At 55.7% G+C, this 22,554-nt stretch carries 30 protein-coding genes; 2 read left to right on the forward strand and 28 right to left on the reverse strand.

Annotation, left to right across the window (positions count from 1 at the left end):
* Window positions 1-131 precede the first annotated feature (131 nt).
* The 5 genes from J4D97_RS20755 to J4D97_RS20775 all read right to left on the reverse strand — a co-directional run bounded on the left by J4D97_RS20755 (window position 132) and on the right by J4D97_RS20775 (window position 2,798).
* Window positions 132-527, reverse strand: a complete 396-nt coding sequence (locus J4D97_RS20755; protein WP_208309237.1) for a hypothetical protein — start codon at window positions 525-527, stop codon at window positions 132-134.
* A gap of 44 nt (window positions 528-571) precedes the next feature.
* Window positions 572-919, reverse strand: a complete 348-nt coding sequence (locus tag J4D97_RS20760; protein WP_208309238.1) for a hypothetical protein — start codon at window positions 917-919, stop codon at window positions 572-574.
* Window positions 920-1,073: 154 nt separating this feature from the next.
* Entirely contained in the window at window positions 1,074-1,514 is a 441-nt protein-coding gene (locus J4D97_RS20765) for a hypothetical protein (RefSeq protein WP_208309239.1), read from the reverse strand.
* Window positions 1,515-1,539: 25 nt separating this feature from the next.
* Entirely contained in the window at window positions 1,540-2,148 is a 609-nt protein-coding gene (locus tag J4D97_RS20770) for an LPD29 domain-containing protein (protein ID WP_208309240.1), read from the reverse strand.
* Between the two features lie 185 nt (window positions 2,149-2,333).
* Window positions 2,334-2,798, reverse strand: a complete 465-nt coding sequence (locus J4D97_RS20775; RefSeq protein ID WP_208309241.1) for an HNH endonuclease — start codon at window positions 2,796-2,798, stop codon at window positions 2,334-2,336.
* 298 nt (window positions 2,799-3,096) lie between these two features.
* Here J4D97_RS20775 and J4D97_RS20780 point away from each other — a divergent pair, with 298 nt between their 5' ends.
* Together J4D97_RS20780 and J4D97_RS20785 are read left to right on the forward strand one after the other, a co-directional pair.
* Window positions 3,097-3,564 (forward strand): LexA family protein, encoded by a 468-nt coding sequence (locus J4D97_RS20780; protein WP_208309242.1) that lies wholly within the window; start codon window positions 3,097-3,099, stop codon window positions 3,562-3,564.
* Between the two features lie 11 nt (window positions 3,565-3,575).
* Complete coding sequence (locus J4D97_RS20785) at window positions 3,576-4,868, forward strand: Y-family DNA polymerase (protein WP_208309243.1); 1,293 nt, start codon at window positions 3,576-3,578, stop codon at window positions 4,866-4,868.
* Window positions 4,869-4,906: 38 nt separating this feature from the next.
* Here J4D97_RS20785 and J4D97_RS20790 read toward each other — a convergent pair whose 3' ends face one another.
* From J4D97_RS20790 to J4D97_RS20900, 23 genes are all read right to left on the reverse strand, one after another.
* The gene (locus J4D97_RS20790; RefSeq protein WP_208309244.1) at window positions 4,907-5,365 is read right to left on the reverse strand and encodes a hypothetical protein; all 459 of its coding nucleotides are present in this window, start codon (window positions 5,363-5,365) and stop codon (window positions 4,907-4,909) included.
* A 319-nt stretch (window positions 5,366-5,684) separates the two neighbouring features.
* Entirely contained in the window at window positions 5,685-7,085 is a 1,401-nt protein-coding gene (locus J4D97_RS20795) for a Fic/DOC family protein (RefSeq protein ID WP_208309245.1), read from the reverse strand.
* Between the two features lie 84 nt (window positions 7,086-7,169).
* Window positions 7,170-7,382 (reverse strand): antitoxin VbhA family protein, encoded by a 213-nt coding sequence (locus J4D97_RS20800; protein ID WP_208309246.1) that lies wholly within the window; start codon window positions 7,380-7,382, stop codon window positions 7,170-7,172.
* A 151-nt stretch (window positions 7,383-7,533) separates the two neighbouring features.
* Window positions 7,534-8,511, reverse strand: coding sequence for an ArdC family protein (locus J4D97_RS20805; protein ID WP_208309247.1), 978 nt, complete (start codon window positions 8,509-8,511; stop codon window positions 7,534-7,536).
* 280 nt (window positions 8,512-8,791) lie between these two features.
* Window positions 8,792-8,998: a hypothetical protein gene (locus J4D97_RS20810; RefSeq protein WP_208309248.1), complete on the reverse strand. Its 207-nt coding sequence runs from the start codon at window positions 8,996-8,998 to the stop codon at window positions 8,792-8,794.
* A 297-nt stretch (window positions 8,999-9,295) separates the two neighbouring features.
* Window positions 9,296-9,739, reverse strand: coding sequence for a hypothetical protein (locus J4D97_RS20815; RefSeq protein WP_208309249.1), 444 nt, complete (start codon window positions 9,737-9,739; stop codon window positions 9,296-9,298).
* 90 nt (window positions 9,740-9,829) lie between these two features.
* Window positions 9,830-10,162 (reverse strand): hypothetical protein, encoded by a 333-nt coding sequence (locus J4D97_RS20820; RefSeq protein WP_208309250.1) that lies wholly within the window; start codon window positions 10,160-10,162, stop codon window positions 9,830-9,832.
* Window positions 10,163-10,166: 4 nt separating this feature from the next.
* The gene (locus J4D97_RS24040; RefSeq protein WP_432207222.1) at window positions 10,167-10,463 is read right to left on the reverse strand and encodes a zinc finger domain-containing protein; all 297 of its coding nucleotides are present in this window, start codon (window positions 10,461-10,463) and stop codon (window positions 10,167-10,169) included.
* A 19-nt stretch (window positions 10,464-10,482) separates the two neighbouring features.
* Window positions 10,483-11,274 (reverse strand): hypothetical protein, encoded by a 792-nt coding sequence (locus J4D97_RS20830; protein WP_208309252.1) that lies wholly within the window; start codon window positions 11,272-11,274, stop codon window positions 10,483-10,485.
* Between the two features lie 9 nt (window positions 11,275-11,283).
* Entirely contained in the window at window positions 11,284-12,408 is a 1,125-nt protein-coding gene (locus J4D97_RS20835) for a hypothetical protein (RefSeq protein WP_208309253.1), read from the reverse strand.
* Entirely contained in the window at window positions 12,405-13,037 is a 633-nt protein-coding gene (locus J4D97_RS20840) for a hypothetical protein (protein WP_208309254.1), read from the reverse strand. The genes J4D97_RS20835 and J4D97_RS20840 overlap by 4 nt, the downstream gene beginning before the upstream one ends.
* Window positions 13,038-13,201: 164 nt before the next feature.
* Window positions 13,202-14,059: a DUF3850 domain-containing protein gene (locus J4D97_RS20845; protein WP_208309255.1), complete on the reverse strand. Its 858-nt coding sequence runs from the start codon at window positions 14,057-14,059 to the stop codon at window positions 13,202-13,204.
* A gap of 26 nt (window positions 14,060-14,085) precedes the next feature.
* Window positions 14,086-14,715: a hypothetical protein gene (locus tag J4D97_RS20850; RefSeq protein WP_208309256.1), complete on the reverse strand. Its 630-nt coding sequence runs from the start codon at window positions 14,713-14,715 to the stop codon at window positions 14,086-14,088.
* A gap of 67 nt (window positions 14,716-14,782) precedes the next feature.
* Window positions 14,783-15,097, reverse strand: a complete 315-nt coding sequence (locus J4D97_RS20855) for a hypothetical protein (protein WP_208309257.1) — start codon at window positions 15,095-15,097, stop codon at window positions 14,783-14,785.
* Window positions 15,094-15,492, reverse strand: a complete 399-nt coding sequence (locus J4D97_RS20860; RefSeq protein WP_208309258.1) for a hypothetical protein — start codon at window positions 15,490-15,492, stop codon at window positions 15,094-15,096. The genes J4D97_RS20855 and J4D97_RS20860 overlap by 4 nt, the downstream gene beginning before the upstream one ends.
* A gap of 32 nt (window positions 15,493-15,524) precedes the next feature.
* Complete coding sequence (locus J4D97_RS20865; RefSeq protein WP_208309259.1) at window positions 15,525-15,860, reverse strand: hypothetical protein; 336 nt, start codon at window positions 15,858-15,860, stop codon at window positions 15,525-15,527.
* A gap of 43 nt (window positions 15,861-15,903) precedes the next feature.
* A complete protein-coding gene (locus J4D97_RS20870; RefSeq protein WP_208309260.1) occupies window positions 15,904-16,350 on the reverse strand; it encodes a hypothetical protein in 447 nt (148 codons plus the stop codon).
* Between the two features lie 483 nt (window positions 16,351-16,833).
* Window positions 16,834-18,384: a ParB/RepB/Spo0J family partition protein gene (locus tag J4D97_RS20875; RefSeq protein WP_243900443.1), complete on the reverse strand. Its 1,551-nt coding sequence runs from the start codon at window positions 18,382-18,384 to the stop codon at window positions 16,834-16,836.
* 195 nt (window positions 18,385-18,579) lie between these two features.
* Window positions 18,580-19,029 (reverse strand): hypothetical protein, encoded by a 450-nt coding sequence (locus J4D97_RS20880; protein ID WP_208309262.1) that lies wholly within the window; start codon window positions 19,027-19,029, stop codon window positions 18,580-18,582.
* A 144-nt stretch (window positions 19,030-19,173) separates the two neighbouring features.
* The gene (locus J4D97_RS20885; protein ID WP_208309263.1) at window positions 19,174-19,437 is read right to left on the reverse strand and encodes a hypothetical protein; all 264 of its coding nucleotides are present in this window, start codon (window positions 19,435-19,437) and stop codon (window positions 19,174-19,176) included.
* 48 nt (window positions 19,438-19,485) lie between these two features.
* The gene (locus tag J4D97_RS20890) at window positions 19,486-20,235 is read right to left on the reverse strand and encodes a hypothetical protein (RefSeq protein ID WP_208309264.1); all 750 of its coding nucleotides are present in this window, start codon (window positions 20,233-20,235) and stop codon (window positions 19,486-19,488) included.
* Between the two features lie 120 nt (window positions 20,236-20,355).
* Complete coding sequence (locus tag J4D97_RS20895; RefSeq protein WP_208309265.1) at window positions 20,356-20,688, reverse strand: hypothetical protein; 333 nt, start codon at window positions 20,686-20,688, stop codon at window positions 20,356-20,358.
* A 358-nt stretch (window positions 20,689-21,046) separates the two neighbouring features.
* The gene (locus J4D97_RS20900) at window positions 21,047-22,462 is read right to left on the reverse strand and encodes a biofilm formation regulator BssR (RefSeq protein WP_208309266.1); all 1,416 of its coding nucleotides are present in this window, start codon (window positions 22,460-22,462) and stop codon (window positions 21,047-21,049) included.
* Window positions 22,463-22,554: the final 92 nt, after the last annotated feature.

Consider the following 22,554-nt stretch of genomic DNA (forward strand, 5'->3'; position numbering starts at 1 on the left):
GTAATTGATTATCTAATAGTTTATACGCCAAATATACATTTTATGTTACCGGTTTACAACATAAAATAGGCATATAATACCTTTGTAAAATACCCTGTTTCTTCTGGTTGGGGGGGGGCGGTAAGCCGGGCTCAAAACAGGCTGTTGTCGGTGGCAAAAGCCTCCTTGCCAACTAGTCGGGCATGGCTGGCCGAACAGATCGGAGCCTTGTTCTGCTTCTGATAAAAGTACCCGCACTCGTAGGGGTCGTAGGTAATGGCCGTTTGGGGCTGCGAATCGACTTTTGTAAAGAGCCCAATGGCAAACGCGTGCACGTTTTTGCACTTTTCAGCAATCACTCGCTGGCGTCCTCCCTCTCGTACCAAAAATTGCACGTTCAGCAAGTTTACTTCCGGTAGAACGGCAATCACCTTCTCCTTCCCATCGACTTTAAACAGCACCGACCAAAGGCCCTTGTCTTTGTATTTCAGGTTCCGATGCACTTTCACCGGCTGGCCTTCAATGTCGATAGTTAGGGGGCGGATCATGGGCTAAGGGCGCTAAAAAGAGAATCAACCGAAAGAGCTGGGCGCTACTGCTGCGCGGCGGGCTGCGGTATCTGGGCGGGCCACGTATCGGCGTTCCCTCCGGGTACCGTGATAACTAGGTGCCCGCGCCCGGCAACGCGCCATAAGGCTAGCGTATGGCCGGGGTACAACTCGGTTAAGGCAGCACGTAGATTCTGCACGTTCACCGTATCCTGGCCCTGGCCGTCCGGCATATCGGGGGCCGACTGGAAATCCTCGTGAGTCAGCAGTTCCAACGCCGACCAACTCAGCAGCCCGTTATAGCTGGTCAGGATGTAGTCAGCCATTGCGGCCGGGCTGAGGTGCGCCACCCATTCGGCAACAGATGAAGTAGCAGTAGCGAAAGAAGCCATAATACAGGTAATGAAGTGGTTAACTACCTATTTATACGAAAAGAGCCTCTGCTTTGTTACTAAAATACAACAAATAACAGGTAAATAATACGTGGTTTTCTACTTGCAAAAAGGCCCCGCTGATTGCTCAACGGGGCTTGTCTTTTTGCCAGTACTAGCGGGCGTAATAGGAGGCAAAAGCCGGCTTCACCTTGGCTGGCAGCTTGTCGAGTAGCTGTAAGGACGTATAAGCACTCAGCGGCTGGGAGCACGTCCCGCCCCGCGTCAGGCCCATTACGCAGCGCTGCCCGTTCGTTTCTCCCTTAAAGTCGCCGTAGGTGTGCTCCCATACTGCCGCTTCCAACCTGTGCCGCTGCTGGCTCGTCAGGGTCGGCACTTCCCGAACCCGATACGTCGGGGCGGGGCGCTCGGGGCGGTACGCTTGCACTTCCCCGCTGGCCTGGGGCTGCTTGAACACTGTTGCATAGTCCGTCAGAAACGCAAGGGTACCGGACACACTTTCTACCTGCACCTCTTGGTCGAACTTGCCGGCGGCGGTGTAACGGTTGAGCACTTGGCAGGTAATGAGGGGTGCCGGCAATAGCAACGTAGTCATGGCAAGGAAATCGGGAGGGGAAAAACTAGGCTACCGAATAGATAGCCAGAAAGTGGCGGTTCTCCTGGGCGTCGTAGTCCACCTCTGCGCCGTAGCCCTGGGCCTCTAGCGCCCGCTGGCAGCTTCTGAAATCATGCTGGGCCAAATGGTGACCCGACGAAAACAGCACGTTACCCGTGGCCTCGTGGGTCTTTATGGTCGCTTCGCCCTGGTAGCGTTGCAGCAACGAATCGAGCTGCTGGGCCAACGTGGGGGCGGTGGTCAGGTCGAGGCTCTGCCCAATGGCAAAGCAGTACGGGCCGCTAAAACGGCGCTGGTAGTCGATTGAATCCAGCTCGTAGCGTACGGGTACCAACTCGCCCTGCCCGGTAACATGGGGCTGGGGAGCCTTGTTCGTATAGCAGTCGTCGCCGTTGGTGTCGAAGGCCCCGGCTACCATGTGGCCAACCTGGGCCTTTACCTGCCCGGTGCTGGGGCCGTCCGTCCAGGCTATATCTACCGCGCTCACCATCGAGCCCGTGGCCTGCTTGACCGAGAACTTTACGCCGGGGAAGTGACGCTTCAGCGCGGCGCGGATCAGCTTGGTAGTTTCGGCCTGGCTGATTCTCTGAACGGAGGTGGCGGGAGGTTGCATAAGGCAGCAGATAAAGGGTGTAACTGATTGTTTATCTACTAGGTTATACGGAAACAGCCGCTACTTTGTTACTGAATAATAACAAAATAAATGTATTATTTACCTGTATTTCTATGTACAAATTGAACACAAAAAAACCGCTACCTGCGGCCCGTAATTCTGCTATCAGATGGCAAGTCGGGGCGCTAGCTGCGCCCCTGTAGCTCGTTGGACTGCAACGCCGCAAAGCAGGAGCCGCGCCGCTTTACGAGGTCTTTAGCGGTCTGGTAGTGCAATTCTACTTGCCGGCGCCGGGCGTTGTAGATGTTGGCTAGAATCCGCTCCCGCGTAACGACATTGCCCAACCGGCGAGCTACTACGGCGGCAAAAGTTTCTTTGCTGCGGTTGCTGCGGCTGCGGTTGCACTTCATGCAGCACGTTACCAGATTGGATGGCTCGTCACTGCCGCCGTGGCTGTAGGCTTGCACATGGTCGAGGCTGAGCTGAGTGCCTTCCTGCTCTACCGTGGCCCCGCACCACACGCACGCCAACCCGTCGCGCAAGTAGATTGCCAAGCGCTTATACTGGCTAATCCAGTTCATGCCGTTGTATTTCTCCTGACGAGATGGGCGGCTGGCTACAACTTCGGGGGCGGTGGCAGTGGCTTTCATGGGAGCGGCTTAAACTATGTAACTATCTGTCTATTTGTATATTATACGAAAATATAGCGCCATTGTTACTAAATAAAAACAAAATAAGTGCATTTAATACAAATTATTTGAACATCTTTTTCGCGTTCCCGTTCCTCTTTTTTTCCCTTTTGTTCTTTCTAGTTTCGGAGCCCGCCAGCCGCGCCGGGTAGTGAGAATACATCTACCCCTATACCTGAATTACTATTTTATTTAGCTTCATGCAGCTAATTTGATTAGTACCTGCGTATACTTGCGACCAACCTAGTCTGCGTGGTCTATGAGTGACGTTGAATTAATTCCGGTTGTTGCCACCGAAAACCCCTTCTACCTACCGCTGTTCAGCTGTGAAGTTCCGGCCGGTTTTCCCTCGCCGGCCACTGATCACATTGAGGAATTATTCGACCTCAATAGGTTGCTACTGCGGCATCCCGACGCAACTTATCTGGTGCGCGTGGCGGGGGAAAGCATGGCGGGGGCCGAAATACATACCGGCGACCTGCTGGCAGTAGACAAGCAGATGGAGGCCGACCACGGGCATATTGTCGTGGCCGTGGTCGAAGGGGAATGCACGGTGAAACGGCTGGTGTGCAAGGCTGGTACCTGGTGGCTGGAACCGGCCAACCCTAATTTCAAGCCTTATAAGATTGATAATACAAACGAGGTTGTGATCTGGGGCGTGGTAACCCATGTGCTGCATGAGTTGGTACCAGGCAAGCTTTCGGCCCTACTGCGCACCCGCGACTAACCTGCTTGCTCATGTTCGCCTTAGTCGATTGCAACAATTTTTACGCTTCCTGTGAGCGGGTTTTTCAACCCCAGCTGGAAGGAAAGCCCATCATCGTATTATCTAATAACGATGGTTGCGTTATTGCCCGCTCGAATGAGGCAAAAGAATTAGGTTTTAACATGGGCGACCCTTATTTTCAGGTCAAACCAGATTTAGCAGCCCACAACGTCAACGTGTTTTCGTCCAATTATGCCCTGTATGGGGATATGTCGCGCAGAGTCATGTGGTACTTAGCGCAAAAAGCCCCGGAAGTGGAAATATATTCCATTGATGAGGCTTTCCTGGATCTGCACGGTTTAGAGAAGTACGTGGCCAGCAACCTTGATGCGTTTGCCCGTACCCTCCGGGCCGATGTGAAGCGCCGTACCGGTATCCCTACCTGCGTCGGAATTGCTACAACTAAGACGTTAGCCAAACTAGCCAATCGCCTTGCCAAGAAGCGGCCCGAGCTGGGTGGGGTGCTGCACCTGGATAGTGACGAAAAGCGGTGCTGGGCACTGCAACAAGTCGAAGTGGGGGACGTGTGGGGAATTGGCCGGCAATACGCTGCTAAGCTGGCAGCGGCCGGTATCAGCACGGCGGCGGATTTGGCCGGCTGCTCGGATGCCTGGGCACGCAAGAACTTAGGGGGCGTGGTGGGAGCGCGGCTGGTGCAGGAACTACAAGGGCGGGTGTGTCACGGGCTGGCCCCGAGTGAAGATGGCACGCTGGCCCGTAAGAGCATCAGTTGCTCGCGCACCTTCGGCCAACCCCTGAGCGCGTTTCATGAGGTATTAGCGGCGGTAGGTACGTTCACGTCGCGGGCGGCGGAAAAGCTGCGCCGGCAAGGGGATGCGGCCCACCTGATGACCGTCTATCTGAGCAAAAGCCGCTACGGGCTGGAACCGCCCCCCTACTCCTGCTCACTGGTGCTCACGCTACGCGTGGCCACCAGTGATACCACCGAGTTGCTGCGCGTAGCCCGCCTCGCCGTGAAACGACTATGGCAGGCGGATTCCCGCTATACCAAAGCCGGGGTCGTACTCGATGGCCTGGAGCCCGCGGGCCAAACCCAACTTTCGTTGTTCGAGCCGGCGCCCTCGTCCGATAAACGTAACCGCCTGATGGCCGAGCTTGACGCGGTAAACCGGCGCTTCGGGAAGAATACGGTTCGCCTGGCTACTACCCTGCTGCCTTCAGGTAAAACGCCCTGGGAAGGCAAAGCCCAATGGTGCTCCCCAGCTTATACCACCCGCTTAGAAGGGTTGATGCTGGTAAGTTAAGTCTCTCGTTCGGTTTAGGTGAAGAGAGCTATTTAGCCCTATTGGTTTTTGATACTGTCGCGGTATGCGGCCGTTTTTTGAAAGAAGCCCAGCCAAGTCCTGTTTTTTTCCACCAACTCATTTGCCCGCTTCACCATTGCCTGTTCCCGTTCGAGCGTTTGGCCAATAAGCTGCGCTTGTGTGGCATCTTGGCTTTTAGCAGGGTCAAGCTGATTAAGGGTGCTTATTGAAGCTTCGCTTGCGGCTACCAGACTGGCAAACTCCCGGCGACGTGATGGCAAGCCTTTATCTAGCTCCATTGACCCGTTGGCACTGATTTTCTTGACTTCCTTTTCCAGTTCGAGTATCTGATTTTCCGTCTCTGAAAAGGGAGTCTCTATAGCGAGTAGTTCCTTGTGTAGTGTCTGAACTTGGGCAATTCGGGGGTCAGCCGCAGGCGTGGAAGGGGAACCGCAGCCAGCAAGGCCAAGTAGGACCAAATAGAGGGTGTTTTTCATAATCAAAAGGGGGAGTGCGCAGCCCTGAGCTAATAGCTAGGGTTTTGCTGCCGTGGTGGACTTCATGCCGTATTCGTTGGTCGAATATATTATGAAAGCACTGTAGCTAGTTGTCTTCTTGGTTTTCAATCCTAAACAGCTTGTCAGTTGGAGACAGAGAGGCGGGAACGCACCCCTCACGCAAGAAACAAAAAGCCCAACTAAATAGCCGGGCTTCATTGTCTATGGTAACAGTTAGGAAGCAAGTGTAGCTGGTCCCTAGCCTACTACCTTTCGATTAGAAGATCTACTCCAGGCATCGTAACCACCGGCCCCGGCCTTACATTTTCGGTCCCCGCCTTCTGCGCTGGCTGGGTTCCTCGTCGTCGTCGGGCTTGTTCGGGGGGGTCTGCTTAGGGGCCTGCGCCTTCGGGTCCGGCCCTTGCTGTTGATCGGCTTTACGAGCAGCAATTTGCTGTTTGAGTGATTCCCGGACTTCAGGCGGTAAGATGGCGCGCATATCCGCCTCGCCTTTCTCGTTGCGCTTCAAGATCAGCTGCATGGGCACTTGCTTCTCACCCACGAATAAGGGCAAACTGTCCGATACCTGGCCCCGCAACAGCTTTTCCATCTGGCCTCCCTTCCACAAATTGTCGAGCGACTGGCCTAAGAGGGCCAACGGCTGCCGGGGAATTTCACTTTCCCGAAAAGCAGGGGTGAGCGCGTTGTTCGTGTCGAGTACTGCCCCCGCCTTTGTCAGCTGCGTTAAGTGTGCCCGTGAAGCTCGGGTAACATTAGGGTCGGATTCTACCTGCTGCATCTGCTTTTGCAGTTCCTCCCGAAACGTTGGCCACGTCACCGGCTCGCGCTGCACGTCCTGCGCTTTGCCAATCAAAACCGCTTCCTGCGTTTTGGCTTTGTAGACGTAATCCGGGCTCACGTTGAATTCATGCTTTACGATCCGCTGCATCAATAATTCTTCGGTAAGCTCCCGGCTCCCGACAATCAACGTACGCAGCGCCTCGGCCTGCTGCATGGCGGGGTGCTGGGCCACCAGGGGCCGCGCCTGATCAGGGTGCCGTAGCTGCTCGGCGTGGGCTCCCGGCGTGGGCGTCGTCGCGTCGCTGAACAACTTTTGCAAGGGCACTAGATTGTCGTCCGGGTTCACGGCATTTTTGCGGAGAATGGCCGTGTCGCGCGCCTGGTTGTAGCGCTCTTTTATTTGCTGCTCACTCAGGCGCACATCGTAGCCCGCCTCCCGGCCGATTGCGGCCACCACTACCTGCAAGGTCCGGCCGTTGCCCTCCCGGAAAGCGTGCACGTAGTTGTATTGATCGGCGTAGTACGCCAGCCGCTTGACGAACTGATCCTTATCGAGTCCTCGCAGCTGGTTCTCTTGTTTGAGCTGGTCGCTCAGCAGATCCAGCCGCGTATCAATCTGCTCGTAAGGAGAAAAGAACAACGTACCCTGCCGCAATTCCTTATGCCCCTGGAACTGCCCCCAGGCGCGGGTTTCGCCGGCCCATGGGTACAGCTTGCCCAGCAACTCCTTGTGAATGCGCTTCAGGTGGGCCGCGTCGAGGTCGCCGGGCATTGGCTTGATTCCATCAACAAGCAGGGCGACCCGACCAATGTTGTTACCTTCTGCTTCCCGTAGCTCCTTTTCCGTCGTGGCCCCAACGTTGTTGAAAAAAACTTCGTTGTTCGGGCGGCTGTATCGGGGGTCCTGAAACGCATCCATCGCTATAAGTTAAGTTACTACGTAGCAAAAGGGCCTACCGATAAGAGTAGGCCCGACTATGGCTAGTACTAGAATGAATGGGGATCAGGATTGCGCGGCCGGCTTCGGATAGATGCTCATGGCCAGGTCTACGGCCTGCTCCAGCGTAATATCGCCGGCAATGTAGCGGTTATAGGCAGCCCTGGCATTGTCCGTAATAATGGCCCCCTGCGCCTCGCCGGAAGCGTAGGCTCGGTTGATTATATCGCGGCGCTGGGCTTCGGTAGCTTCCTGTTGTAAGAAGGTGGGCTTTTCCATACGGGGAACATACGGAAATTTCCTCTGGGGGGCTACCTGGGGGCGGGGACGAGTTGGAGAGAGAGTCATAATACTAGCCGAATAAGAAGTACACTAGAAAGGAGAAAGGTACTATAAAAGTTGCAAGTTGGTAACACTATTCAAGCAGTATTTACCCGGTCTTACCAGGGACTGCCAAAGAAACTAGTCCTTGTGCTACGGCGGTCGAGTCCGCCCCGTGGGGCTCGCTCTCAATGCCTTGAATCATGTTGGCGGCTTTGGCCGCGTGGCCCGCAGCTTGCACCAACAGCTTCTTGTCGTTTTTGAGGTGGCCTAACCAGTGCTGTAGATAGGCCGTCGTGTTTTCCTCGGTCAAGGCGGGGTTGATGCCTACCAGATGGCAGAGAAACGCGGCTCCCATCTCGGCGGTCAATTCCTCGCGGGCATATCCGGCGCTGCCTTTTTCAAGGTTATCAGCCAGATCAGCCCGAAACAAGCGGCTTTTGTGGCCGGTGGCGTGTACCAGCTCGTGGAACAGTACTGAATGATATGCTTCGGCACTTACGAAAGAGCTTAGCAGCGGCATGTTCACGTAATCCAACGATGGCACATAGAAAGCCCGTTGCTGCTTGTGCTCGATGCGGGGGCACTGGCCCCAGCTACTTACTACGGCCTGCGCGGCGGCAATCGGCTCATTCGGACGCTGGTCCAGCTCGGGTAGGTCCAGCACCACATTTTCCACGTCCGACACGCTGAAAACCGTCGTGTAGCGGATAAAAGGAATCTTCTCCTTTTTATCGTCGCCCTTGCCGTTGTCCTTCTCCACCACATTGTAAAACACGACGGGCAAGCCCTTAGCCCCGGCCCGAATGTTGCCGCCTAGCTCCTTGGCCTGCAAAAACGTGACAAACAACGGAATCCCATCACAGAGGAACGGCAACAGCAAGGCATTGATACCGGTGTAAACGTGGCCCGAGGCAAAGTTGCGAGCGGGGCCGTAGCTCTGCCAAGGCTTCTGCCACGGAATCATACCAGCCTCCATTTTGGCAATAAATCGATCTGTCAACATCTGATAAACGTCAACTTTAGGCTTGTTGCTGGCAGCTTTTTTGGCGGGCTTCTTGACGGCAGTTTTGGCGGTGGCTTTCATGGCTAAGTAACTGAAGGTTTGAACGTTGTTTCTATATGGGTATACGTTTTCGGCCCCTCCTTTGTTACTGAATAACAACAAGTAAATGGTATAATATGCAATGTTTTTCTAGTTAGAAAAGGCTTCCCGCTCTGCCGCTTTTTCTTCCCTTTTGTCAACCTTTGATTTATACAGCAGTCGGTGAGAATCCACAACAGGTAATGATAATCCGCTACAGCAGACCGTGAGAAACTACAAGAGTCGTTGATAACTCAACCTGGTATCAACGACTCTTGTAGCACTACTTCAGATCAATAGCTCGTATCTGCCAATCATTGTCGGTATCATGTACGATAGCCTCGGTTGTGGCATCTTGGATCACCAGCCGCGCATTATACAGGCCGTGGGTATCGCTGCTATCCGAGCAGGTAAACGCAATGGCCACGTTGTACTTAGCGAGTACCGCTTTCAGGTCGGCCCGGAGTGCTTTTTTAGTGGCGTTTGTCATAGCGAAGTAGTTGATTATGTTTCCCTTATCCTACTTAGCTATACGTGAACAGGCTCCATATTGTTACTGAAATACAACAAATTACAAGTAGTATATACACTTGGTATTATCTATCGCCGCTGGCTTTTTTGCGTCAGGGAGGTGTAGGGTTTAGTCCGTAGGACCGCAGCGGTAGCGGAGCCCGGAGACACCCGACCCGAAGGGGGACGCCCAAATCCTTTTTGAGCAAAAGGGAAGAAAAGAATTGACTAGGCCGCAAACAATCGGAGTTGCTGCCCTTTCGTGTATTCGGTTTGCTCAGCCAGCTACCAAGGCTCGCCAGTTTCGCGGCGGGGCCTGCCCATCGCAGAGATACCTTTTCACGGCTGCCATGTCGGCCGGATTCACCAGCTCGCGTCTGGCTCCAACGAAGCGCACCTCATCAAACAGGTTTCGCTCTCCGGCACTGAAACGTACCACGTAAACGCTCTCGTGGGCTTCACTGTAGGCATACCGGGTGAACAGCGTAAAGTGAGCCAGCTCGATCTTATGCGCTTTGCAGATCATCGCGGCCAGCGTGTGATGACAGAGGGTAAGCGCTACCGAAATATTATTGGGACCGGCTGCCAACTCGGTAGCTATCGACCAGCCTTGCTCCGGGTGCACCAATAGTTCACACTGGCTGGGCTTATACCGCACGTCGTCATGTACGACGAAGGGTAGCACTTTCACTACACCGGGCAGCATATCTAAGTTATTCATCGCCTAATGGTTAGTTGACTACTTAAAATGTTACCAATATAAAACAAATAAATAGCACTGGTTACCAAATTATTGCCCCTCCGGTAGTAGCTATGTTCGCTTACGGCGCAAGACAAGTAAGGCTTGCGCGAAGACAAAGGCCATAGCAAAGTAACCGCGCTCGTAGTCGCGGGCTAGCTGGGTCACATTCTGAAACTGGTAGGTAAGGCCCGTATGCCCTACCGGCTGCAAAAACTGATCGGCATCCTGGGGGCTGAATCCGCTAAGGTCTTTGCCGTTGCTCAGCAGCACTTGCACCCCTGGGCGCTCCTTGGTACCCCGGCTGTACGTTTCGTAAATGATGCCTAGCACTTCCTCTCGCGGGTAGTACACGGCATCCCCAACGGTTAAGTCAACGGGGGGCTTCATGGGTTGTGGTTGCATAAAATTAGAATAGGGTTAGTTGCTCGGTAGGCTGCTTGGGTGAAACTTTGGGTGTCTTGCGCTCCACAACTGTAGCAGTGGGCGTAACTGGCGGGCGGGGTGCGTTGGGGCACGTCTTACTGAGCAGGCCAGTATCGACGGCTACTTGCTCGCGGGCAATGTGAACCTCACCGTACATGAGCGTGTGCCCGCTGGGCCGCACACAGGGGCTACCTACTTTGGCCTTGCAATCCGGGCACGCAACTTGGGTTGCGGGGTGCTTATCCCAGGTTTCCCCGCAATGGTTACAGATAAAGCTCATTTCTAAAGGGAAAAAGAGGTTAGGCCGCTTGGGGCAAGTCGAAAAGGCTGGCCTGGAGGTAGTGTTGCTTGGCGGGCCGCTGGTAGTGTTGCTTGGCGGGCCGCTGGTAGTGCTGCGCGGCCGTCTGGGACTCGATGCGGTCCGCTATCAGGTTGGCCCGCTCCCCCCGCGTGGTGGCCGTGGTGTGGCGGAAGCGTTTTACCTGGCCACTGTTGCGCGCCACGTTGGTTGAGTCGCCCGAGGCCAGCGGTAGCAGGGTAAACACCTTCGGGTCGAGCATCCGTAGGCCGTGGATGCGGCAAAGCGGGCACCCGGCTTCGTCACATAATACGTTCATCATCTCGTGCAGCCGGTGCCACCACTGTTTCGTTTTCAGCACCTCGTAGCCTTTGCCCCCACCCAGCGCAATTGTCTCGTAATGCTGGGCCAGCCATAATAACCTATCGAGTGACTGGTGCATGTGAAAGACTGGAATACCGGGTAAGTGCTGCGGCCACCTATCCAGATATGCGTTGTTCTGGGCCTCGGTGCCGGTTACATGATCGGGAATGATGGCTCCCTGAAACTTGGGGTGCCGGTGCCACTTCTCCACCCAGGCCACATAGCCCGCATAATCGGGGAATTCGGTGTAGCCTTTTTTCCAGTAGCTGAAGGCTCCGTTATCGAGTAGAAACCCCCGGCACAACTCCACCACTAGGGCCAGGTCGTCGGGGCGCGGGTACGGTACCAGGGCAAACCGATTGGTAAGGGCCACCACCTTATCACTGCGTCGGCCGCCCATGGGCGTGCCGTGGTAATGAATGAAGTCCATCGCACTCGGCTAGCTGGGACCACCCCCACGGGAAAACGCGCCTGCGGGAAGCTCCCACTCGCCGGGAGCCAGCTCAATTAGCTCGTACCATTCTTCCGACATAGCCGCGTCTATGTCGGCCTGCTTCATGACAAACGGAGTACCCAAATCTGCTAAGGCATTGAGGGCAATTGTGCGCTTCATCGTCCGGTCGAAATCCACCTCATGGCCTACCAGGGCGTTGAACTGCTTCGGGTTGATGAGGCGTAAGCTGGCAAATTCATCGGCGCCATTGAAGATGCAGGCCGCGCAGGAGCACCGGCCCCAGCCCAACCGGTAGCAGGGATGCGGATTGATCCGCCACCGCTCCAAGATGGCCCAAATTTCGACCTCACTCCATCCGTGCACGGGACGCCAGCGGTCAATATGCCGGCGCATCGAACTGTTACGGGCGTCGGAATCATCGACCTGGAACCGAGGGTAGGCAGCGCGGCCCTTTACCTGGCTGGCCAACAAGGTGCCCGCTCGATACTGAAGGAACTCCTGCGGTGACAAGGCTTCCTCGGCGCGTTCGCCGCACAGGAACAGTGTTTTAGAGTTATTAAAACGCTCCTGATTGCGTAAAGCGGTCCTTGCATTATCAATTTTCAAATATGAAGAGCACCAGCGTACGCTACAATCCGCTGAAACCTGCGGAAACTTCCGGCGCGTACTGATCTTACCGCCTTTGCCGCCCGTCTGCTTGATGATGATCGAACCGTCCGGCTGGGGAGCCTCAAACCGAATAGGTTGGGTCAGCGCATTCTCGCGCAGCATTTCTCCCTCGAACCCGCCGACCTTCCAGGTAAAGTAGATTGGAGCCTTGAAAAACGCTGCCACGGCTTTGCAATACCCGTTTGTGCACGGCCAATCAAAAAGCTTGCTAACCTCCTGACCATCAACGATATGGTGCCAGAATTCCATCTTTTTTGGGTCCCCGCCGCGCTCCAGATACGCGCACACCTGAGCAATGCTATCCTTGCCGCCTGACAATGCAATCACTACCCGATCATAGCTGCCCAGATCAAGTTGCTCGTCGGAGCAGTCTACCGTCATTCGAGGGGCCGGTGCCTGAAAGAAATCAAGCTGGGCGGCACGTAGGCTAGCAGCGTTCATAAAGAAACCAACACTAGTAGCGCGTCGGGGTCAGCGCCGGCCGGGGCCGCGTTGGGCTGGTAATACAGGGCGTAGGTGCGCTGGCCGGTACCGGGTAGCAGGTAAGCAACGCCCTTCGTGCCATTCAGCGGACAGATGTGGTCCCGTTCCATCTGGCGGGCAATAGCGGCGTAATCGCGGCTCAAAAAGTCCGTATCCAAGATGAAGCCCTGCGGAAAGCGGGGCAGGTAGCCAATCAGGAAAGTGGACCACTCCACCGCCTGCTGCACGTCAGCTACCGGAAACCGCCGCTCCCCGATACCGAGCAGGTAAGGCGCTTGCTCCAGCGCGGCTTTCTCGTCGGCCTCCTGCTGGGCCTGCACGTCGGGGGCGAGCGTTTGTACCTCGAAAAGCCCGGTAATGCCCTCTACCTCCAGTAACCATAAGTACTCCCCTTCCTGGCTGGCCAGTAAGAGGCGGAACTGGCGCCCTAGCCCCCGTTGCAACCGCTGGCCCTGGTACTCCACGGGAGCCTTCCGTAGTTCGGGCTGGTGGCGAACGACCTGCAAACCGGGCATACAACTGGCGACAACGGCGCGGGCAATAGCGAGCAGTGAAATGGGCTCGTGGGAAATTGGGAGCTGGCTCATATACGAGGTAACTAATTGACTATCTAGTGCTTTATACGTACAAAGTACACAGATTGTTACCAATTTACAACAATAATATTGCAAATATTACCTGATACCAGCAGGGGCCACCCCCCCTTTTCTTCCCTTTCGTTGAAGCTTGCCGATTGACTGTCAGCAAAGCGCTAAAAGACAAACAGCCCCGTGACAAACTGCTGCCGAACATGCTGCGGCTCGTCGTGGTGGTTGGTGACTAGGTAGATCCAGTCGCCTCCGGCCCGTTCCTGCTCGACGCTGGCCACTATCCCATTACCCGGTAGGCGCTCCCCGGCGTACTGCCAGCTGAGGTGGTCGCCGGGCTTATACATCGGCCTGCCGTAAACTGCCGGCGCGTAGGCTGGCACAATGGGCTTGCCCAACACTGCCTCAGCAGCCCGCCATCCGGCCCGCCAGCCATTGGCCTGCGTGACCTGACCCCCGCGCCCGTAACCACCGGCATCAGAATAGGGGCTGGCATCGAAGCTATACCCGTAGTAGCGGGCGTGGAAGCCCTGCTCGACGGCCGCTTGCCGATTCTTCGACTCGTGGGCCTTGACTGTGCTCAGGGCCTCGGCCAACTCCGCTGGGAACTGCTTGCCGGCTTCGATGCCGGGCCGCTGGTAGCCGAATGCCTGACTGTCGATACACACCGGCCCGCGCTGATACTTCAGCACCGACAAACCGAGTATAACCCAGCCTTCCGCTATGCCCGGATAGTGGCGCAACACGTAGGTTACCTCGGCTAGTAGTTCCTCGGCCCAATAGTAGCCGGAGCTGGGGCTGTAGGCCCTCAGCACCAACATATCGCCTACCTGGTACCGCCGGTCGTCGTAGCGTAACTCGAACGGTTTGAGCCCGCCGTGAATCTCGCGGAAAAAGCGCTGCCACGTTTTCAGGAAGTGAACGGCCGTGCCCCGCTGGCCATGATATTTGAAATGATCGGGCAAGGGTGCAATGCCGCGGCCATGGGATAAGGAGAGAAGAATCGGCTCAGTGGTTTCCATAAGACCAGATGATGAAGTAGTGGGGGCTACGCGGCTTGCTGCGCGCGCCCGAATAAGTCTAACTGCCGGGCCTGGGCATCGAGCGAGTTTTCCTGGCCCTGGGCTACCCAGATGCTGCGCTTCACTTCGTCAAGGCTTTGCCGTACGTTCTCGATGCGCTGGCTTAGATCCTCCCTGCGCTCCATCCACGGGGTAGCATGCAAAGCAAACAGCCCTTCATAGAGGCCCGACAGCCGCTTATGTGCTTGGCTCGGGGCGGGCTGGTTGCGGGTGTATTGCTGGGCGCGGGCATAGCCGGTATTCTTCCAGTCCTTTTCGCGGCCCAACATAACGTATTCCCAGCTCCGGCGAATCGTATCCCAATCCTGGCCCCCGACGCGACGGGGCAAGCCCGGCGTCTGGTCGAGGACCTCCGGCGTATCGACACTGGCCACGATCAGCAGCGTAAGTTGCTGAATCAGCTCCGGGCGGTTCGTGCTGACGCTGTAGCTGTCGCTGGGGCCGTAGTTGAAATGGAAGTCTGCTCCCCCGCCGTTCGAGTGCACGTAGCTCCAGGCATTGTGACCCAGCGCGGGCCGTCCCAGCGCTAGCCGCTCGGCAATAATCCGACAGCACGCCTCGGGGTCCTGTCGGATGGCTAGATCATGCTGGCCCAAACAGGAGCTGTGAAAAAACGGCGCTTTGGGAGCCGGTTTCGGTTTTGGTTGAAAGCCAATAGCCATACTAAGGGCGCGGTTTACGGGTTCGGGAATACCAATAGAGCGGAAAGGCTTGCTTGCCTCTTATCAGGATGCGACGGCGGCGGATAACTACATCAGCCAGCAGGTCTGGGGCTCTTACCACCGTGAGCGCGTACCGGTGTGGGTACTTGGTCGATTTCACCTGGCGGGCGGCAACAACGTGATACACGGTGCCGGGGGTGTTGTCCTTGCGCATACTCACCAGCAAGCTGTCTGCCGTGGGTGGCGCCGCGTCGGCCTTGCTACCCAGATCGTACGTGATACGTCGCTGTGCTGCCGGGTCTTTCGACGGGCTCATGATACCAACAGGTCAAGGCAAGCCAGCACCTTGCCCCCGAAAACGTGGGCCTGCACGCGTAGTTTGCCGTCCTGATCAACCCCCAGGCCACGCAGGGGCCGGACGGTCAGCGGGCCTTGAAAGCACTGCCGGCGCACCATTCGCAGCTCTTGGCGCAACGTTCCGATCACCAACTGATGAACCGACAACTTCAGGCTATACAAGTCACGGCAATGCTGCGCCTGGTGCCGCCACTGCTGCACGAAGCCGAGCAAAGCGAAGAAGTAAGTTGCCGGCGTCGGGTCGGGATACTCGGGTACCTCGGGGGTCTGGTGGCAAGCAGAAACCTTAAGCATGCGCTTGCGGGGCGGGGGGGCAAAGGCGGCTTTGTGGCGCCGAATGACTTTCTCGAACATAGCGGTAGGCGTTAACTGAGGGGAATGAAAGACTAGTCGAAAAGGGGGGTTGCGGAAGCGGGGCGGGCGGGGCCTTCCGTCTGGATTACCCAGATGCGCCGCTTTACTTGCTCTATTCGTTCTTGCAGGGCGGCAATGCGCTCGCCCGTGTCGGCCTGCCAGTCGGGGCGCGGCAACTTTATCAAGGGCCGTAGCGCTACCAGAAAGTCACTTAGCTGCTGGTGCTCAGGACTCGGCGCGGGCTGTTCCGGGCCGTAGGTGAGCGGGTGAAAATAGGTGGCAGTCTCCTTGGTATCCCGGCCCAGCGCGTTGAACTCGAAGGAGCGCGTAATAGCCGACCAATCGTAGGTAATGGCAGGTTTTGGCATGACGGGGGAAGTAAAACGAAAGGGAAGAAAAAGGGCCGGTGGCTTACTCCGCGTCCTCGGGCCGCTGCTGCTCGTCGTAGAAGGCCAGCACGGTAGGATTGGCACTGATGGCAGCGGTTAACTGCGCTATGACTGCCGGATCGTTGGTCAGCACGCGGTACGTGCGGCTGACGTGGCTGAAGCGGCCGAAGAAAACGAACCTGCCTTCCTCGCTACTGATGTAAGGCTGGCCTTGGCCGGTATACAGGAAATCCGGGTCGAGGTCGTGCTGTCCCAGCTCGGCTACTATGCGCGAAATCGAGTCCGGGGCACCGCCCCCCCAAAGCACGCCATTGTACTCAATCAGGGTCCGGTGGGTGGCTGCTTCCTCGGCCGCAACCAGCACCATCATGGGGCTGGGCGGGGTAGGATCGGGTTCCGTTACCTCATCGGCGCTTACAATGCGAAGGATGGGAGTTTCGGATTCGGCATCATAACGGCTGACAGTCATAAAAAAAGGCATTTAGAGCGTTTATAAGAGGTTTTTACTCCTAGTTTATACGTCTAATATACGTCCTTAGTTACCACAATGCAACAATTTATTTGCAAAATATGCATCGTTTTTCTACATAGAAACCCCCTGAAAATCAGAGAAACCACCCTCTCGCGGGGGCGGTTTCTCTTCCCTTTCGTCAGGCTTTACTCGCTTAGCTGGCGCGGTTCTGTCCGGCGTTGGCAAACAGGGCTCCTTGCTCCCCGCCCCGCCAATACTTTGAGCCCTGCGGCGTGTAACCCGAAAGAGGCCCCCCCTCCCCCAGCGTAGAAATCAACTGCGTCGGGACTGGATAGGTCCGCTGCTGCTACTACGGGCGCGGTAAGAGTTGCTGTCGTCATGATGATGAAGAGTGAAAAAGTAACCAAAGGGAAGAAAAAGGGCGGCACCGGCTAACCCCGGCTTGCTGCATGAGCTGGGCCGGAGTCGCGGTACTGGCCGCTACTTGCGGACGCGAAGGGTAACAGGGTCGTACTCCTTAGCTAGTTGCTCCTGCGCGGCTTCGTCCAAGCCAGCGGTAAGCGTTTCGCTGTCGAGCAGCCGTACTACCTTGTCCTGGTAGTTGTCGAACTCGTAACTCAGGTTGTAGTGAACCACGACGAACAGCAGCAGGCGGGAAAGCTCGGTTTCGGTGGGCGCTACCCGCATTACTTCCTCCCGAATCAGCTTTTTTTCCTCGCCGTAGGCGTGGGTTTTCAGTTCTACTTTCTGCCAGCCCCACTCCTGCACCAGCGCGGTAAACAAGCGCGGCTCGTCGGCCCCTTGCCGGTTACGCTTCAACTGGTCGGCAATCAGCTCAGCCATCAGAACGCAACGGGCCTGCGCCCCGGCCTCGTCGGTCCCACTCAGCAGCACGGCGGCGCGTTGGGCAACAACCAGCTTGGTAGCCTCGGTGGTCAGGCGCTTGCGGCGGCTCTCCTTGTTCTGCTCTCCCCGGCTCTTTTCGGGTTTCGGTGGCCCGATTACCACAATACGCACGGCCTGCCCCTGCTTCGGCCCATCGACGTACACCCCGAACCCTATGCCTTTTTTCTTCTTGGTAAGCTCGTACCGGCCCATTGGCAGGGCACCGGCTGGGGCGCTGTAGCTACTGCTGGAAATGCGCTGGGCGGGTAATTCCGGCGTACTGAACTCTACTAGTGCCTGCTCGGTGCGCAGCGTCAGTTTCTTACCCCAGCACCCACTATCGAGGCAGGTGTCTTTGGCCGTGACTTCCTGCATGAACAGCACCCCCCGGCAGCTGCTCCGCTTGGGGCAAGTAGCACAGGCACCGGCAGCGGGGAACAATTCGGCATCTTCGAGCGACCACGGCGCACTAGTGAGCACCCGCATTTCACTGTTCAGCCAGTTCTTTACCGAAGTCTCCGTAATCTGCTGGTAATTGTAGTGCTGCGCCTTCTCGGTATGCACTCGCTCCTGCACCGACTGCGGCCAACGAGCCAATTCTTCGGCGGCGCTCAGGGTCATTTTGTCGGCCCGTAGGGCTTCCATCCAGACCGGCAGCAACTCACTAATGGCGCGGCGCTGGGCAACCCACAACAGGGTCTTGCCTAGTCGGCTGGCAATCTCGTGGTGGCTGGCCCCGTTAGCGCTCAGGCGTACCACCGCTACGGCCTCGTCGGCGGGGTGCGGATTCTCGCGCTGTAGGTTCTCAATGAGCTGGGCTTCCTCGGCCTGCTGCTCACTCATTTCCCGCACGTTGGCAAGGATGGTCGGCAACTCGGCCAACTCGTGGGCGGCATAGCGGCGACCACCGCAAACAAGGGCGTAATGCTTGCCCTCTATCGGCTCGGCCAACGGGCGCACGGTAACGGGCTGAATCAAGCCGGAGTGCTTGATGCTCTCGGCTAACTCGGCCAAGCCCTCGGCGCTCATGGTAGCGCGGTAGTTCTGAACGTAAATGTCAGCAAGTGGGACGTGGCGCAACTCCGCTCCCAAGATGGGGAGCGCGGCGGCGGTTTCAGGGGTGGCGGCGGTAGCTTCGGCTAGCATCACAGACAGAGTGTTAAAGGGTTATGAGATATTATTTATACGTCTAATTTACCCATTATGTTACTAAAATACAACATAAAACAGGTATAAAATACATATTTATACGGCCCTAAAACAAGCAAGCCCGCTCTCTTTCGGGAGCGGGCTTTTCATTGGGGCGGGGCTTTTTTTTCCCTTTTGTTCTACTTCTGGCTCTTAATCGCAAGCCAGCTCGGGGTAGTCGTGATAGAAATCACTTACCTCCTGCTCGGAAGCAAAAGCGTCCAAGGCTACGGCGTGATTCGCGTCAGAGGCACAGGCGTCGTCGGTGGGGCGTTCCCCGCACTCATCCCACTGCTCCTGCACCACTGCTTGCCGGTTTGGGCTGGCCCGGTCTAAATAATCCCGAATCCGCTGTTGCTGGCCGTTACTGAGTGAACCGGAATGGTAGCCTAGTGTCAGCTTCATTTCTGCGGCCTTCGCCTGCTGGGCCTGCACGGGCGACACTACGCCAGCCCGTAGCAGAAACCAATTACGGCTGTACTTGCCTGCTAAGCCCTGGGCCTGCTCTAAGGCCACCGCTTTGATATTTATAACAAACCCGCGCTTCAGATATACTTGGTAGAAGTGCAGGTCAATGGCTTCCGTGACTGTTCGTGTTAACATAGGAATGGGTAGATTTTTTTGCTGCTTCGGAAAAAAAACGGCGCTTTAATTAATTGCCCTAAATACGTTGCCAGTATACAGCCTTTAAACTGCATTTTTTACAACAATCATACTGGCCGCACTGACCAACGCTTCCTAAAACTGTTACTGATCTGGCTCCGCGAAGTACCGGGCTATGCTCTTTGCATCCTGTTTTTGGTCGGGGTATTCTCTTTTAAGTCTGTCCCCGATCTGGTGGATAAAGGCTAGAATATATCCAATTTCCGGCCTCGACCAGCCCGTTTCTGCCAACTCTGCGTAAGTGACTTTTTTCAGTAGGGTGCCAGTGTTGGATTTAGCAATCTTCTTTTTACTGGCAGCAGGTAATGGCCGCTTACGCCTTGTTTGGCGAGAAAGTGGAACACTCATACAACAGGGTATTAAGGGTATTAAACAGCGAGTTATCGACAAGCTGAACTACAAAACATCAACCAAAAAATCCAAGTCAGCAACTGCCTTAATATCCACTTGCCGCACACAATAGGGTGCTATTCCGCTAATTAGGTGGAACGCCTCAGCAGGAGCCCATATTTGCCGGATGCGGAACTCACGTAGGTTCGTCGGCTCGGCCTGCTGCCGGTGGGCGGCTAACAAGTCCTCACAACTGCCGTAACCTATCGTTTCGGGTAGCCTGCCCTCGTAAGGTCGGCTGACAGTATACAGGCAGCGAGTACCGGGAAAGGGCTGTTGCGTCACGTAGGCTATGCCCAGGCGGGCGCGTACGCGGGACCGGCCCCCGTGGTAAAGCTGGCTTTCAATAAAGGCGGTATCGTCCTGCTGCAATTCCGTTCCCAGGAACCCCGCTATCCAGCTGCTTAGCTCACTCACGCTGGCAAAGGGAAAACGCCGGTCCCCAATATTCGCTACCAGGGGGGCCGTAGTTACGGTCAGTAGCTGCTCTCGCCGCTGTTCCCGGCGCTGGGCCTCCGTTTGGCTCTCCCCCAGGTTGAACACCCCCAGCCCATGGATGGCTACCAGACTGTGGCGGGTATCGGGGTTGTAATAGAGCTTGAATGAACGCAGGAAGCCTATTTCGTGCCGCTTCAACTCGTACCCTTGGGGTATTTCCTCCTGCTCGGCCTTGCTGATAACCGGCGAAATAAGCCGGCCTTGTACTTCTAGTTGCGCAAAAACAACTTCTTGCGCCTCAACGGTGGGGTAACACATCTGTCTCAGTATTAAGGGGTAAAGACTACTATTTATACGTTTAATATACATACACTGTTACCATAAAGCAACAATAAAAATGCATATTTTACAAATAAATAGCATCCCCCCCCCTCCCTCCTACCGTTGGGCTTCTTGCTGTTGCCATTGGCCTCGCTGCCAGTTTTTCTCTCGTCGCTGGGCCTCCGCTGCCTGCTGCTCGCACTGCTGGCAACTATTGCCCCAGCCTTGTTCTTGCTCGGTCAGTGCCGTATGGCAAATCGTCCAAGCAGAATACACCTCGGCGGTAATGCGCGCCTCAAAGGTGCCGGTGACGGCGCTCTCCCCTCCCCCACTGCTGCCCTGATAGTGGGCTAGTAGCTTGTTCTGGCCCACCGAGAAGGTAATATCCTTGGTGGCCACGTTATCCGGTACTTGGACCGCGAAGGACAGGGTTACATGAATCGTTTTCATACCGTTGGCTAATGGGGGTACTGGTTAAGCCGCCTGGCTGGTTGAGCACTCGGCGGCGGAATCAATTATTTGCTGAAGTAGGGCCTCGTCAATGCGCTCTTGGTAGGCTCCGACTATTGCTAGGCCATAATCCCTTACCAGGGAGCTGATATGCTCGCTCCCTCCCCCCTTGAATCCGCCAACCGCGTATGCCTGACGCAATGCGCAACGGGAGTTAATCTGTTCGGCTTTTCGCTTACCACAATTCCTGCTGACTCCGAGCCACTACGTCGTTCCGCCTAGCCGCCGCTAATGCCTCAAAACAACGGAGGGCTACTGAATGATCAGTAGCCCTTCGTTGTATAAGTGATCCTAGTTCCTACATTCTCATGCCACGTCGGCGGGGGGTATCCTCGTCTTCGCTGGCCGCGCTCGCGGCTTTAGCTATAGTGGTGGCCTGCTGCGGAGCCTTGGTTTTCAGCGACTCTTTCAGATCGTCATTCCAATCTTTCGCCTGTGACTTAACAACCTCCAGCTTCACCGACATTGGGAAAGATTCAATCAGCGCTTTGTTGAAGAAAGCCAGGGTTTCAAGCCGCTTTGGTACGTGGAACTGAAACCGGTTCTCTGCCGACTTACCAGCCGTAATGATCTCGGTATTGAGCGTATTACCTGGGGGCTCGTTGCTGCCGGCTACTTGCTGGTAACCCTCCGTCATGCGCTGATTGTACTCCTTAGCGCGGGTGCGTAGGGCAATAAACTGATCCTGCTCGTTGGAAGTTACAGTTACGGTTATTAGCCCCGGCATATTGCGCTCTATCGTCATAGGGTTGATGGCCGCTGCGAGCCCGGCAATCATTTTCGTATCGAAAAGGTGCCCCTGCTCGTCGTTGTCGAATCCCAGCTTGACGTTCTTTATCCCCTTGTCCTGAATAACCCGTTTCAACTCGAAAATCTTGTTGTCAGTCAGCTCCCCCGATCCACTGGCGTACATCGTGTTTTCCGGCTTTTTCAGCTGATAGTGAGATAAGCTGTCTATTCCGCTTTCGGTCACAATGAGGCTGTTGGTCCGGGGCGTGTTGTTAGATAGCCACCACGCCGCCGAATTAAGCGAGTTTGCGGCCTGCCCCATAAAACCCTGGGCCTTGATTTCGAGCCCGACAATGTTGTTTTTATGCGACTGAAGAAAGGCCGTGTTGACAAACTTGTACGGCTTGTCATTCTTACCTATCCCCTCGTGAACGTGGTTACGAACCGTATTCTCAAACAGTGGATTTTGTAGCGTTTCGTTGCTGATACCCCGGCAGTTAAGATACTTCGTGTCGGTCAGGGGCGTTGTTTTCGCTAAGAAGTTAGGTATGTACTGATCCCCTCTTTCGATGGGCGCAATAGTCTTCTGTAGGTTCTCACTCGTGCGGCGCTGCTCGGGAGGCAAGTTCATGAACTGCCGGGCATTGTCGATCACACTGCCCCAGATACTTTTACCGGGCGTTGGCCGAATACCGTCTATCAGCGGGTTTTCTAACCTGAACTTGATAAAGTCAATCACGCTGCCTTTATCCCGATCATTTTGCCGGTTGAAATACATATAGTCACCCGATGGTGACTTGGATATGATGATCTGGTCTAGGTTCTTATTGCCCCGGTAATCGAAGACGTGAAACTTCCCTTTCTCCATGTTTGGCCCACTCTTTTCCCGGTTATGCTCATAACCTAGTGTCAGGGCTAGGTCTACTAGATTGATCTCTCTTTTAACCTGGGCGAAACTCAGCTCAGGCTCTGTTGTGCTGGCCATAGCAGATTATTTATGGTACGTACCTGGTAAGTAGGTGGAAAAGAAAATCAGTTCCTAGATGGTCTAAGAACTGATTTTCCCTAATGAAGCTA

It is taken from the genome of Hymenobacter defluvii, assembly GCF_017589435.1.
Taxonomy (GTDB): domain Bacteria; phylum Bacteroidota; class Bacteroidia; order Cytophagales; family Hymenobacteraceae; genus Hymenobacter; species Hymenobacter profundi.

Coding starts and splice junctions, on each gene's coding strand:
- J4D97_RS20755 (WP_208309237.1), bottom strand. CDS start 527: ATGATCCGCCCCCTAACTATCGACATTGAAGGCCAGCCGGTGAAAGTG.
- J4D97_RS20760 (WP_208309238.1), bottom strand. CDS start 919: ATGGCTTCTTTCGCTACTGCTACTTCATCTGTTGCCGAATGGGTGGCG.
- J4D97_RS20765 (WP_208309239.1), bottom strand. CDS start 1,514: ATGACTACGTTGCTATTGCCGGCACCCCTCATTACCTGCCAAGTGCTC.
- J4D97_RS20770 (WP_208309240.1), bottom strand. CDS start 2,148: ATGCAACCTCCCGCCACCTCCGTTCAGAGAATCAGCCAGGCCGAAACT.
- J4D97_RS20775 (WP_208309241.1), bottom strand. CDS start 2,798: ATGAAAGCCACTGCCACCGCCCCCGAAGTTGTAGCCAGCCGCCCATCT.
- J4D97_RS20780 (WP_208309242.1), top strand. CDS start 3,097: ATGAGTGACGTTGAATTAATTCCGGTTGTTGCCACCGAAAACCCCTTC.
- J4D97_RS20785 (WP_208309243.1), top strand. CDS start 3,576: ATGTTCGCCTTAGTCGATTGCAACAATTTTTACGCTTCCTGTGAGCGG.
- J4D97_RS20790 (WP_208309244.1), bottom strand. CDS start 5,365: ATGAAAAACACCCTCTATTTGGTCCTACTTGGCCTTGCTGGCTGCGGT.
- J4D97_RS20795 (WP_208309245.1), bottom strand. CDS start 7,085: ATGGATGCGTTTCAGGACCCCCGATACAGCCGCCCGAACAACGAAGTT.
- J4D97_RS20800 (WP_208309246.1), bottom strand. CDS start 7,382: ATGGAAAAGCCCACCTTCTTACAACAGGAAGCTACCGAAGCCCAGCGC.
- J4D97_RS20805 (WP_208309247.1), bottom strand. CDS start 8,511: ATGAAAGCCACCGCCAAAACTGCCGTCAAGAAGCCCGCCAAAAAAGCT.
- J4D97_RS20810 (WP_208309248.1), bottom strand. CDS start 8,998: ATGACAAACGCCACTAAAAAAGCACTCCGGGCCGACCTGAAAGCGGTA.
- J4D97_RS20815 (WP_208309249.1), bottom strand. CDS start 9,739: ATGAATAACTTAGATATGCTGCCCGGTGTAGTGAAAGTGCTACCCTTC.
- J4D97_RS20820 (WP_208309250.1), bottom strand. CDS start 10,162: ATGCAACCACAACCCATGAAGCCCCCCGTTGACTTAACCGTTGGGGAT.
- J4D97_RS24040 (WP_432207222.1), bottom strand. CDS start 10,463: ATGAGCTTTATCTGTAACCATTGCGGGGAAACCTGGGATAAGCACCCC.
- J4D97_RS20830 (WP_208309252.1), bottom strand. CDS start 11,274: ATGGACTTCATTCATTACCACGGCACGCCCATGGGCGGCCGACGCAGT.
- J4D97_RS20835 (WP_208309253.1), bottom strand. CDS start 12,408: ATGAACGCTGCTAGCCTACGTGCCGCCCAGCTTGATTTCTTTCAGGCA.
- J4D97_RS20840 (WP_208309254.1), bottom strand. CDS start 13,037: ATGAGCCAGCTCCCAATTTCCCACGAGCCCATTTCACTGCTCGCTATT.
- J4D97_RS20845 (WP_208309255.1), bottom strand. CDS start 14,059: ATGGAAACCACTGAGCCGATTCTTCTCTCCTTATCCCATGGCCGCGGC.
- J4D97_RS20855 (WP_208309257.1), bottom strand. CDS start 15,097: ATGAGCCCGTCGAAAGACCCGGCAGCACAGCGACGTATCACGTACGAT.
- J4D97_RS20860 (WP_208309258.1), bottom strand. CDS start 15,492: ATGTTCGAGAAAGTCATTCGGCGCCACAAAGCCGCCTTTGCCCCCCCG.
- J4D97_RS20865 (WP_208309259.1), bottom strand. CDS start 15,860: ATGCCAAAACCTGCCATTACCTACGATTGGTCGGCTATTACGCGCTCC.
- J4D97_RS20870 (WP_208309260.1), bottom strand. CDS start 16,350: ATGACTGTCAGCCGTTATGATGCCGAATCCGAAACTCCCATCCTTCGC.
- J4D97_RS20875 (WP_243900443.1), bottom strand. CDS start 18,384: ATGCTAGCCGAAGCTACCGCCGCCACCCCTGAAACCGCCGCCGCGCTC.
- J4D97_RS20880 (WP_208309262.1), bottom strand. CDS start 19,029: ATGTTAACACGAACAGTCACGGAAGCCATTGACCTGCACTTCTACCAA.
- J4D97_RS20885 (WP_208309263.1), bottom strand. CDS start 19,437: ATGAGTGTTCCACTTTCTCGCCAAACAAGGCGTAAGCGGCCATTACCT.
- J4D97_RS20890 (WP_208309264.1), bottom strand. CDS start 20,235: ATGTGTTACCCCACCGTTGAGGCGCAAGAAGTTGTTTTTGCGCAACTA.
- J4D97_RS20895 (WP_208309265.1), bottom strand. CDS start 20,688: ATGAAAACGATTCATGTAACCCTGTCCTTCGCGGTCCAAGTACCGGAT.
- J4D97_RS20900 (WP_208309266.1), bottom strand. CDS start 22,462: ATGGCCAGCACAACAGAGCCTGAGCTGAGTTTCGCCCAGGTTAAAAGA.